Raw genomic sequence first — 12,003 nt, forward strand, 5'->3', positions numbered from 1 at the left:
GAAACTACAACACCAACTGGGCGACGGCCCGAGCGATCGCGTCGGGTTCGATGGGCTTAGATAGGTGCTGTTGAAAGCCGCTGTCTAAGGCTTTTTGGGCGTCTTCTTCGCGCACGTAGGCGGTGAGGGCGATCGCCGGTACCTGCCCCCCCTGCTCGGGTGGCAGGGCGCGAATTTGCCGCAGCAGCTCATAGCCATCCATGCCGGGCATGCCGATGTCGCTGACCAACACATGGGGTTGAAAGCTGGCCAGATTGATAAGCACCTCAGGAGCCGATTCAAGACCGATCACCTCGGCTCCGTATTCGCCCAGCAACAACGTCAGCAAGGCCAGCCCGTCAGGATTGTCATCCACGGCGATGACCCGCACGCCGGTCAGGTCGATCTGCCCCGACAAAACGGGCATTGCCCGGTGGCTGGGGCGGTGGCTAAGCAGCGGCAAACTCACGGTAAACGTCGCCCCTTTGCCCTCGCCGGGGCTGTCGGCGCTGATGGTGCCGCCGTGGGCTTCTGCTAGGTAGCGCACGATCGCCAACCCCAGACCCAACCCCCCAAACTGCCGGGTAATCGACGTATCGGCCTGACGAAAGGATTCAAAAATATGGGGCAGAAACTCTGGCCGAATGCCTTGGCCGGTGTCGGTGACCTTAAGCTGGGCCCAGTGGTCTACCTGGGCGAGCTGAATCGTGATCTGGCCCTGTTCGGGGGTAAATTTGATGGCGTTGGTGAGCAGGTTCCAAACAATCTGCTGAATGCGAGCCCCGTCGCCTTGAATCTGCCCAACGTCGGGCAGATCGGTCTCGATGCGAATGGCTTTGGCATCGGCTGCGGCCTGCACGGTTTCGATCGCCGCCTCAATCACAAATACCGGATCGACCGAGGCGGGTTCGATCTTGAGCTTGCCGCGCAAAATCTTAGCGATGTCTAAGAGGTCGTCAATGAGCTGAGTCTGCAACTTGGCGTTGCGCTCAATGGTTTCGAGGGCGCGGGCGGTTTTTTCCGCGTCGAGTTTTTTGGTTTGCAGCAGCTTGGCCCAACCCAAAATTGGGTTGAGGGGCGACCTCAGCTCGTGGGACAAAATCGCCAAAAACTCGTCTTTGATGCGGTTAGCCCGCTCAGCGGCTTCGCGGGCGGCCTGCTCTTGGCGCAGCAGCTGTTCGCGGGCGACTTCGGCCTGTTTTTTCTGAGTAATGTCGAGGATGGTGCCGGTAAAGCGCAGGGGGTTGCCATCGCGATCAAAGTAGGTCTGCCCCTTGGCCCGCACCCACCGTTCTACCCGATCTTGCAGGCCAATCACCCGATATTCCACATCGTAGCTGCCGCCACTTTCCTGGGTGAGCGACTCGGCGATCACCTGTTTTAGGCGATCGCGATCGTCGGGGTGCAGCCCTTCGTAAAACCGTTCGGGGCTGCTGTCGGCCTCGGGGGGTAGGCCAAAAATGGCTTTACAGCCTGCGTCCCAAATTAGCTGGTTGGTGATTAGGTTCCAGTCCCAAATGCCCATATTGGCCGACTCGATTGCCATGCGCAGGCAGTCTTCGCTTTCTTGCAGAGCCATTGCGGCCTGCTGGCGCTCGGTGGCGATTTGAATTCTTTCACTGATGTCAACGGCGGCGCAGGTGATGCCGACAATGGCGTTTTGGTCGTCGTAAATGGGGTCGACAGTCAGGTCGTAATAGGTAGTTTGCCCATTGGCCGTCACCTTGACCTCCTCGCGCAGGCCGACGCCGGTGGCGATCACCTGACGCTTGAGGTAAGTGAGCCGGGCCGCTGTCTCGGGCGAGGCCAAATCTTCGTCGCGCTTGCCAAGCACCTGGTCTTTATTCAGATCGTGGGTGGGGTTGTAAATCCAGGTGTAGCGCAGGTCAAGATCCTGATTAAAGAGGCTAATTGGCGCACTCTTGAGAGCAACATTGAGCCGTTCGGTGGTCTGTTGCAGAGTCAGCTCGGCCTGTTTGCGTTCGTCTTCAGCGCGCTTGCGTTCGGTTATGTCAATGTCGATACCTGTCATAGTGAGCGGGATGCCCATAGCGCTATAGAAAACCCGTCCCAGGCTCAAGATCCAGCACAGTGTGCCATCGGGTCTGATCACCCGTAATTCGATATTGTACTCGGCCTGGTTGTAGACCGCGTCGTGCAGCGCCCGCTCGACCCGAGGCAAGTCGTCGGGATAAACCATGGCCATGATGGCTTCGTAGCAGTGATCGCCATGATTGGGATCGAGGCCAAATAGGCGCTTGACATTGTCAGAAAACCGTACCACATTGAGCTGAATATCCCAGTCCCAGCTACCCATGCGGGCTGCGGCCATTGCCAGATTCAGGTGCTCCTGGTGGCGTTGCAGGGCAATTTCGGTCTGTTTAAACTCGGTGATGTCTCGCCACGCGATAATGCCCCCCGTGATCCTGCCCTCCTGGTCGTAAATCGGGCCAGCGTTGCACAACAGCGCAATGCTCTGCCCAGCGGCGGTTTGCAGCTGCCATTCCTCATTGGTGACGACCTCACCCTGTTGAACCGCGCGGGTGAGGGGCAAGGCTTCGGGGGTGGCAAGGCTGCCGTCGGCGGCAAAAATCTTCCAGGTTTCTGGATGGGCGGCGGCGGGCAGACCCTCCAGTTCCCCAAGGGGGCGACCGGTTAGCTCTTGCCCGTAGCGGCTGATTTGGCGAATGCGCACATCGGGTGCATCGGCAATGGTAATGCCTTCGGGAATGTAGGCCATCAAGGCATCGAGGGTGCGTTGACTGGCTTCGGCCTCCTGAATTTTTTGCTCTAGGGCAATTTCGACCCGTTTGCGATCGCTAATGTCGGCCAGCGCCCCGGCAAAGACCTCGGCCTGGCCTTCGCTGTCATATTCGGCCTGCCCGCGCGCAATCACCCAGCGCTCGTCACCGTGGGGGGTGCAGATGCGAAACTCGGCGGCGCAGCTCTCTCCAGTAGCGATCGCCTGGTCAATGGCAGCGGCCACCCGCGCCCGGTCGTCGGGGTGAATGATGGCGATAAATTTCTCCAGGCGCACCCCGGCAGCAACGCGCTCAGGGTCGAGGCCAAATAGCTGGGCAAAGCTGCGGTTGGCCACCACCCGATTCTTGCGAATGCTCCAGCACCAGGTGTACACCGACCCGGCAGACAGGGCCGCTTCGAGCTGAATCAGGGCCTTGCGCAGCCGCAGTTCGGCCTGGTTGCGATCGCGCAAAGCCGCCTGCTGCTGGCTGATATCGACCGTGGAACCCACCACGCGCACCACCTGCCCCTGTTCGTCGCGCACCAGGCAGCCCCGCTCCCAAACGTCAACCCAGCGCCCGTCTTCGTGGCGAATGCGGTAGTCTGACTCGTAGAGCTGACTAGAGCTAGCGAAGAGTTCCGCCATGCGGTGGCGCAGTTGCGTTCGATCGTCGGGGTGAATGCGGTCTTCCCACCACCGCGATGTGAGCGGTGCTTCGGCAGCAGGCACCCCAACTAAATTGAATAGTTGCTCAGAGCGGTAAACGCAATCGTCCCCGTCCAGGCTCACCTCACTAACGTCAAACACCAGCCCATTCACCGCTTGAACAACGAGTTGAAGGCGCTCTTCTAGGTGCTTCTGGTCATCAATGTCGATCAGGGTGCCAACCCAGCCCGCGATCTGCCCGTCGAGGTCACGGGTTGGCACCCCCCGGTTCATCACCCAGCGATCAACGTCATCGTGGCGACGCAGGCGGTGCTCAACGGCAAAGGGCTGACCGGCGGCGATCGCTTTGGTCCACGGGATCAAGATAGGGTCATACTCATGGGGATGCAGGCCGTTGGCACCCGCTAACCCCGGCGACTCGGTGGCGCTGAGGCCAGTGTACTCATACCAGTGCTGATTGCAATAGTTGATGGCCCCGGTGCGATCAGCCGTCCACACGATCTGCGGCAGGGCAGCGGCTAGGGCTGCGCAGGGGGGTGGGGAGAATGAGGTGATGGGGCGATCGGTTAAGCCTGATGGGACGCTGCGCGCAGCCTCCTCACCAGAAATTGCCGCCTCTAGGGCTAAACCCAGTGTCCTTGGGGTGAGCTGGTCTCGCACTAAATAGTCGGCGGCTCCAGCTTTAAGGGTCGCTACGGCTGCCTTCAAATCATTCTCGCCTACGACCACTATAGGTGGAGTTTTTTCCCAAACATGTTGCAGCGGCTTAAGCCGGTCGACGCCATCCCCATCTGAGGGGTCAAGGTCAAGCACAATACCATCGACCTGTAGCAGCTGGTCTGGGCTAATCTGGCGATCGCTTTGAGCCTCAACCACCCGGTAAAAGATAGCAGCCTCGTGCTGCACCATAGACCTCAATCGATCGGCCTGCCCAGGCGAGCTACTGACCAATAAAACTGTCCGCTCTGGGGGTGTCATGGCAAGACTGATGGTGCAAACCTTGAGTTGGCTTCGCTATCGGGGGCGATCGCCCCTAAAACCGCTGCCTCTCAGGCCAAACACAACCCAAAAAAAGCTGTAAACCTCAAAAGCAGGGCGAATTAGCGCAAATTGCTGAAGGAATCTTATAGCGCTACTACGACAACAGGAATATATCTAAGGGAGTAAATACCTAGTGATGCCCTAGGTATGACAGCGCTGCTTTGCAGATACAGCGGGCAGAACTAAGCGCGATCGCAGATCACAATCTGGCTAAAGGATGACGTGGGCCAAATTACAATCTGCTCCTAATGACAGTACTAAGCTTAACGACAGCGACGTTAACATCTCTTTATAAATGTCGCAGTTGTTTAGATCGGGCGATCGCCGCCAATCATGATGGGTCTTTGCCCTGCGACAGCCCTAATCATGACTTAACCCCTATGACCGACCCAAATAATCGTTCTAACCGCGTTGGCAACCCCAAGGAGGCCGAACCAGGCCGTGGGGCTCCTTGCAATCAGTGGGCTGTGCAAACGGCTCAGCCCACCAACGTCAACCCCGCCGATGAAAAAATTCCGTCCAATGTCGATGTGGACAAAAATCGGCAGCAAATCGTCGATTACGCGGCCCAAGAAGAGGGAACGCTGCCCACGTCCCATGGTTTTGTCATTGATGAATCTGGCAACATCGATAACTTTGCCGTTGAACCCCCCATGTATGTCGAAGAATAGGGCTCAGTCGGCACAGGCAGTAACGCTGCCCAACAGAGTTTTATCGTCATCAAAGAGGCACTAAGGAGGCATTATGCCAATTTCTATTCGAGACGATGTAGTGTTTATCATCCTCGACAAAATCAACGCGTGCAACCAAGCAAACCCGCAGGATGACATTGATTTTTCTTCCACCGACTTCACTGGTTTAGGATTAACTGAGTCTGATCTACTAGGGCACCTAGACTATCTAAATCAGAGGCAGTATATCAAAGCCGAATTTAGCGGCAACGCCTATGGCAACCAGGAAGACGTGCCTAGCGTAGTTGACCCAGACGAGGTCGGCTTTCGCATAGCCAACACCTATGGTGCTGCAGACGGGCCTCTCCCTCACCTCATTGAATTTAAGCGAGCTACGTTGACAGAGAAAGGCCAGCGTATGTTAGAAGACATGGAACAAAACCCTCCCCAAAACCTCGATCAAGGGCCAGCGGTGCCGTTGCTCAACGAGCACACCCCGTTTTTAGAAAAGGTCAAAGTTAAGGGTGGTTTGCCCGATATCTACGACGCTCGCGATATTACTGAAACAGTTTTTCGGGTGATGCGCGACGTGATGACCACGGCTGAGGCTGACCGTGTGGCGGCTGAACTGCACAACGATGCGCTGCCAACTGACGAAAAAGCCTTGCAAATGGAAGTGTCTGACCTTTGGAAAGACAGAAACCCCATTGTCGGTTTTTTGAGCCGTATTCGTCCGCCCCTCAAAGGGCCAGCACCTCTAGGTATCGACTCGAAGCTGTTCTTGACGCGAGTGGATAACGAAGCAGGCGTGCCAAAGACAGTCAATGCGGAAATCGTTGTCTCCGCCGTTTTTTCAGCCACCAAAGATGAGCTGTCCCAGGAACGTATTGAGGCAGTGGCCGAGTGGTTACCAGAAGGTAAAGTGCGCGAAATTTGGCAAGCAGCCTAGCACCATAGTCGTCAGTGGTGCGCGATCGCCCAACGACCGCACCACTATATTAAAAGTCATCCCCTCAGCAGGGCAGCGCGCGGCATCTAGCAATGGTTAGCCGTATTAACCTTCTAAACATCACTCGCGTCGCTGCCCCTCCTGAGGGGTATTTTTTTGCCTACAGCCCATAAAGTCTAGGTTCGTTCTTTTGCCACACAGTGCGGCTCAAGCCCACCTCGTTGCGGCCCTTCCCACAACCCACAGTTGCCCACTCGTTGATTCCCTTGCGCCCATCCTGTAACCGATTTTGTAACCACGCTTCGCAGCTCTGAGTGGCTGGCTATGGTAATGGAGCAAAGCAAAACAGTGTTGAGATTATGGCTCCCTTACCTCTTCAGACTAAAACGTTGATCGCGCTACTGGCCCTAGGTACGATCGCCATCCAAGGCATGGCAGCGGCCTGCATCGACCCCAGCTCAGGGGCCGGTGGTTTTCCAGAGCAGAGTGAACCCCGCCCTGCCCTAGAGCCAAATCCAGAGCCGCGCCCAGGCAACTGGGAAGTAGTGACAGTCGAAGACCTGCTAACCCGAGCGGTGAGCCGTCGCATCTTGCGAGCCGTCGCCGCCGAGGTCAATCGCCCCGCTTCTGCCCTGCGCATTGCTGCTGCCGAACCTGCCACCTGGGATGGCTGCATGGGCATCTATGAACCCGACCAGTTTTGCACCATGATTGCTATTTCGGGTCTGCGCCTTGTCGTCACCGATGGCGATCAAAGCTGGGTCTACCATGCCCGCCAAGATGGCCGAGAGCTGGTGCAAAACCCCACCGCCATTAGCCGCAACGGTCTCATTCCCGATTTCATTCCCCCAGTGATGTCGGAGCCGGAAGCAGAACCCGAAGCCCACATCTTTCGCTCAGTCGAATCGGGGAGCCTGATCGGCACCCAATTTGAAACCGTGCTGCTCACCGATGGCCGACTTTTGCGGAAAGAGAACGACAAAGTCGTGTCAGAACGGCAACTCTCAGCAGCACAAGTCGCCGCCTTTGAACAGGTGCTGGCAGACCAGCGCTTCCCTAACCTCAATCGCCTGCGCTATATCACCGATGCGGCCTTTGCCGATTACCCCACGGTGCAGCTGTCGGCCAGTCACTACGAAACCACCTACATTGATTTGGCTATCGACGATGCTCCACCCGCGCTTCAAGCCGTGGTGCAGGCCTGGAGCGATCTGACCACCGAGGCCCAGTAACCGCCCTGAGCCGAGACCGGCCATCCCTGTGGACACAGTGCTACACCCACAAGGATGGCCGGTTTGCCCCCGCAGCCCAGAGCGGCATTGATGCGATCGCTATCCCTCCGCTCCGCAGCCTAGGGAGATTGGGGTGCAGGCGATTAACCTCAGCATTCGTTTTATGATCGGATGAGTTAGTGAGTGGCTGACTGGGAGAGCAACATGGGAACTTGGTCAGTGGACGCCTTTGGCAATGACGATGCCGCCGATTGGGCCTTTGAGCTGGCAGAATCTGACGATCTATCGCTGGTGGAAGCGGCGATCGACGGGGCACTGGCTGAGAGCGATTACCTAGACGCGCCGGACGCGGCGATCGCCCTGGCCGCCATCGAGGTGATTGCCCGGCTCAACGGCAACTGGGGCGATCGCAACGCCTACACCGAACCAATCGATCGGTGGGTAGAGCGGGTCACTGTGCAGCTAGAGCCTGAGCTACTGGCGCGGGCGCGGGCCGCCATTGACCGCATTTTGAGCGAAAACTCGGAGATGGTAGACCTGTGGCAAGACAGCGACGATTACGAAGATTGGTTGGGATCAGTGGAAGATCTGCGATCGCGCATCAGTGAATAAATCAGAGGAATAAATACCTGATGCAGCCAGAGTTTGGATTGAATTAATCTGTATTTTCAGCTTTCTCACCATTGATCACAGGCACCTACATTATGCAGATATGGGTTGATGCCGACGCCTGCCCCAATGTGATCAAAGAGATCCTGTTTCGGGCCGCCAAACGGGTTGAGATGAAAACCACCCTGGTCGCCAATCAAGAGCTACAAATTCCAGGGTCTCCCTACATTGATGCCGTACTGGTGCGATCGGGTTTAGATGTCGCCGATAGCTATATTGTGCAGCACTTACAATCTGGTGATCTGGTGATCACCGCCGACATTCCCCTAGCGGCTGAAGCCATCGAAAAGGGGGCCTATGCCCTCAACCCCCGGGGCGAATTTTATGATCGCGGCAACATTCGAGAGCGCCTATCGATGCGAAATTTCTTAACTGAGCTTCGCAGCGGTGGGGTAGAAACCGGAGGCCCTCCCCCATTTAGCCAGCGAGATACGGCGGCGTTTGCTAACCAACTCGATCGCTTTTTGACCAAGCATAAAAAATAGGCAATAACGGCCCAATCGCTAAAAGAATCACGGTTCTAATAAATAATCGTTAGCCGCTAAAGTTAGCGCTTGCGGGTCGCCTATTCTGCCTAAGACTACGGGCCTGCTCACAAGACTTAACCAAAAGACACAGAACTTTATCCAGCTAATAGAGATGCATGTGAGCGCCTCAAGGGCAGAATTATGTATGAGGGATAATGTAAGGTGCAATACATTATTCCTTGGTAGCGTTGCTCTCCGCAGAGTAGGCAATCTCTCGTGCTGCTAATAACATAGGCCATCCATCCTCTATAGCTCTGGGAAGCACTGATTTTTGACAGTATGCCCTACAGAAGGTTTCGCGCACTCTTAAAACCGCTGACAAAGCTAATTGCTAATTTGGCTTGCCGAGCGGGCAACATGCCAACTATCGATCAGCTAGAGGCTCAGCTCCAGAACAAGCGCCACCAGCTTGAGACTATTGATGCCCAAGAAAAAGCACTTTATCAAGTGATTAGTAAGATTCGAGCGTCCTTAGATGTAGACATTATTTTCCGCACTACCACCAAAGAAACCTGCAAACTACTGCACGTCGAACGAATTGCCGTCTACCGTTTTTTTACTGACTGGGGGGGAGAATTTGTTGAAGACTTTGAATTTGCTGAACCAGGCTGGGACTTTGGCACCCTAGGGCAAAATACGATTTGGAATGATTCATACCTGAAAGAGCATCAGGGAGGGCGATATCGCGCCAACGAGTGCTTGGTAGTTTCTGATATCTACACTGCCGATCTGTCGCAGTGTCATATAGATGTTTTGGAGCAATTCCGCATTCGGGCCTATGCTACAGCACCCATTTTTATTGGGCAAAAGTTGTGGGGGGTATTGGCTGCGTATCAACATTCCCAACCCTATCAATGGCAGCATCAGGAAATTCAGTTTTTATCGCAAGTCGCGAATCAACTTGGCTTTGCGGTAAAACAAGCCGAACTAATGGCAAGAAGCGAACGCAAGGCTGAAGATTTGCGGTTGCTCAACGAACAACAAGAGATTTTGTTTAAACTGATTGCTGATATTCGTGAGTCGCTCGATCTCAACACGTTGTTTAAAACGACAGCCCGTGAGGTTCGAAAAGCTCTACAGACCGATCGAGTGGCTATTTTTCAGTTTGACATCGATTCACAATACAACTCCGGGGAGTTTGTTGCTGAAAACGTATTGCCAGAGTACGACTCAGCGATCGCAATGAAGGTGAGCGATCACTGTTTTGGCAGTCAATATGCGGCCCGATATCAACAGGGTCAGATGCAGGTCATATCAGATCTCTCCCAGGCTGGACTAAATCGATGCCATGTAGAACTGCTGGAAGATTTTCAGGTTAAAGCCCAAGTTGTTGTACCCCTCATAAAAGGAGGGACACTGTGGGGATTGCTCTGCGTCCATCAGTGCGATCGCCCCCGTATCTGGAACTCAGCCGAAATTACCTTTATCAAACAATTGGCAACTCAATTTAGCGTTGCGCTACGTCATGCCGATCTGCTAGCCCAAGCCGACTCTAAAGCTGAGCAACTAGACCAGGCCCTTCAAGCCCTGAAGCAAGCCAACGAAAAATTAGAAGAGTTAAGTAATCTCGATTCATTGACACAAATTTCGAACCGTCGATTTTTTGATAAGTCCTTAAGAAGCGAATGGAAACGATTGCTGCGAGCTGAGAAATACCTATCTCTCATTTTATTTGATATCGACCACTTTAAAATTTATAACGATTGCTATGGGCATCTAGCAGGCGACCAATGCCTGATCGACATCACGCGGGCGGCTCAACTTGTCCTCAAGCGTTCCTCAGACGTTCTAGCTCGCTATGGTGGAGAAGAGTTTGCCGTAGTTTTGCCAGACACAGATCGAGTGGGAGCAGTCAAAATTGCCGAAGAAATTCGAGAAACCATCAAAAACTTGCAGATTCCTAATAAGTGTATGCAAATAGATCATCCCTACGTCACGATCAGCCTAGGCATTGCTAGTCAGATTCCGAAGGTTGGTCAATCAGTTCGGGATATCATCCGTCAAGCCGATCAAGCGTTGTATCAAGCAAAGGCAAAAGGGCGCGATACGGTAGTCTGCGCACCTTTTGCTCAATGATCGCGATTGTTCCAATATCAGTTGTTGTTATCAAAAAATCTAAAAAAGCGGGTGATCGGACTCGAACCGACGACATTCAGCTTGGGAAGCTGACACATTTCCTTGATATGCAAGGCTTTCAGGCAAGGGGTTTCAGGCCTATACCAATTCTATACCAGTTTCCAGGCTGCTGATTACTACACAGTCCAGAAGGCTGTTGCTCTACCATTGGCCAGCGACGTGTGGACCTGCGGTTATCTCGCTTCCCATCTGATGGTGTTGAGAACAGTCGTTGATAAGCTTTAGGGCATTCCTATGTGATGCCTATGAACCGTCCACTTCGATTAACCAAACCGCCCAACGACATTGTCACAGCGACAATCGGTTTGTTAACTCAGGAACAGGTCGGGCAAATCGATGACATCTGGGAAAGCATTCTGCGGGAGACACAGCAGCCTGACGCCAGTTGGGACTGGGCCTATAAGCTACGACTGGCTGTCAATGATGATCGCTATGAGGCTTACGGCATCGAGTTTGAGGCGCTCCTTCAAGGCGTCATCTTGCTCGAAACGCAATGGCACCGTTCCTGGTTGCCGCAACGGTTTCCTCTGGTCTATGTCGAATACTTAGCCTCTGCGCCGTGGAATCGCCGGTTACTCGAAGATCCTCCCTATCTAATTGGGGTCGGACGGGCACTCGTACTCTTTGCCCGTCAGCGCAGTGTGGAGTTAGGTTACGGTGGTCGCGTCGGTCTACATGCGTTACCGGGCGCGGAAGCTTTCTATCGACGTTACAATATGCCGGACTACGGCTCTGACCCGGACAAAGATGGATTGATATACTTCGAGTACGCCGCTCTAATGCCCTAACTCATCCAATCGCTTATGAATGATGCAATCCTGGCTGAGCAATTGAGAAAAACGGGCAACCTGATGGACTTGCTCAATGACGAGGCTTGGGTTCGGGAAGCAGATGCGGATCTCGCCAGTGAGGAAGGGGCGGTTGAGGCTGGTCTGGGTCTACAGCCGTATGTGGAGTTACTCAAGGAGGCTTCACCGGAAGCTCTGCAGCGTCAGCGGTGGTATGTGAGAGTGCTATCCACCTTGTTGCCAGAGCTGAAGGGGTGGTTAGAGTCGTGGCAGCTCGGGCGGAGTCTAGAGGCTGTCTACATGGAAGCGCAAAAATGCTTATACGGTCATCTGATGCATCTCACCCCCGAACAAGCGGCCTGGATTGAGGTGCTGTTGGCAGAGGGAGAGCAGGTTTTACCCAACGAGCAGAGGGTGATTCGGGCTGAGACGATCGCTATGCTCACCCAGATGTTCACTACAGAGGACTGGCAGGCGATCGCGCATGTTGCCTCTCAAACAATGGCGAAAGACATTTTACAGATGGGGCAAGAAGCGGCGGTTCCCACGCTCACTATCTCAACCTAAGCCATTCAATAGGGTTGAGAACGGCCTAGTGCTTT

Annotated in this window: 9 protein-coding genes; 8 read left to right on the forward strand and 1 reads right to left on the reverse strand. The window is 54.5% G+C overall.

Features of this window, described 5'->3' with window-relative positions:
* Positions 1-4: 4 nt before the first annotated feature.
* Positions 5-4,297, reverse strand: a complete 4,293-nt coding sequence (locus tag H6G07_RS04140; protein ID WP_171972964.1) for a PAS domain-containing protein — start codon at positions 4,295-4,297, stop codon at positions 5-7.
* Between the two features lie 512 nt (positions 4,298-4,809).
* On the opposite strand from H6G07_RS04140, the gene H6G07_RS04145 reads away from it, so the two are divergent.
* From H6G07_RS04145 to H6G07_RS04180, 8 genes are all read left to right on the forward strand, one after another.
* Entirely contained in the window at positions 4,810-5,100 is a 291-nt protein-coding gene (locus tag H6G07_RS04145; RefSeq protein WP_073607416.1) for a hypothetical protein, read from the forward strand.
* Between the two features lie 73 nt (positions 5,101-5,173).
* On the forward strand, positions 5,174-6,049 hold the full coding sequence (locus H6G07_RS04150) for a DUF2267 domain-containing protein (protein WP_073607415.1): 876 nt from the start codon (positions 5,174-5,176) through the stop codon (positions 6,047-6,049).
* A gap of 359 nt (positions 6,050-6,408) precedes the next feature.
* Positions 6,409-7,281 carry a DUF8738 domain-containing protein gene (locus tag H6G07_RS04155; protein WP_073607414.1) on the forward strand — a complete coding sequence of 291 codons (873 nt, stop codon included), beginning with the start codon at positions 6,409-6,411 and terminating at the stop codon, positions 7,279-7,281.
* A gap of 204 nt (positions 7,282-7,485) precedes the next feature.
* Positions 7,486-7,893 carry a DUF4259 domain-containing protein gene (locus tag H6G07_RS04160; RefSeq protein WP_073607497.1) on the forward strand — a complete coding sequence of 136 codons (408 nt, stop codon included), beginning with the start codon at positions 7,486-7,488 and terminating at the stop codon, positions 7,891-7,893.
* Positions 7,894-7,985: 92 nt separating this feature from the next.
* Entirely contained in the window at positions 7,986-8,435 is a 450-nt protein-coding gene (locus tag H6G07_RS04165; protein ID WP_073607413.1) for a YaiI/YqxD family protein, read from the forward strand.
* Positions 8,436-8,834: 399 nt separating this feature from the next.
* Positions 8,835-10,553, forward strand: a complete 1,719-nt coding sequence (locus H6G07_RS04170; RefSeq protein WP_073607412.1) for a sensor domain-containing diguanylate cyclase — start codon at positions 8,835-8,837, stop codon at positions 10,551-10,553.
* A 305-nt stretch (positions 10,554-10,858) separates the two neighbouring features.
* Positions 10,859-11,401, forward strand: a complete 543-nt coding sequence (locus H6G07_RS04175; RefSeq protein WP_073607496.1) for a GNAT family N-acetyltransferase — start codon at positions 10,859-10,861, stop codon at positions 11,399-11,401.
* 15 nt (positions 11,402-11,416) lie between these two features.
* The gene (locus H6G07_RS04180) at positions 11,417-11,968 is read left to right on the forward strand and encodes a hypothetical protein (protein ID WP_190740681.1); all 552 of its coding nucleotides are present in this window, start codon (positions 11,417-11,419) and stop codon (positions 11,966-11,968) included.
* Positions 11,969-12,003: the final 35 nt, after the last annotated feature.

Source organism: Phormidium tenue FACHB-1052, assembly GCF_014696675.1.
Lineage (GTDB): Bacteria > Cyanobacteriota > Cyanobacteriia > Phormidesmidales > Phormidesmidaceae > Nodosilinea > Nodosilinea tenuis_A.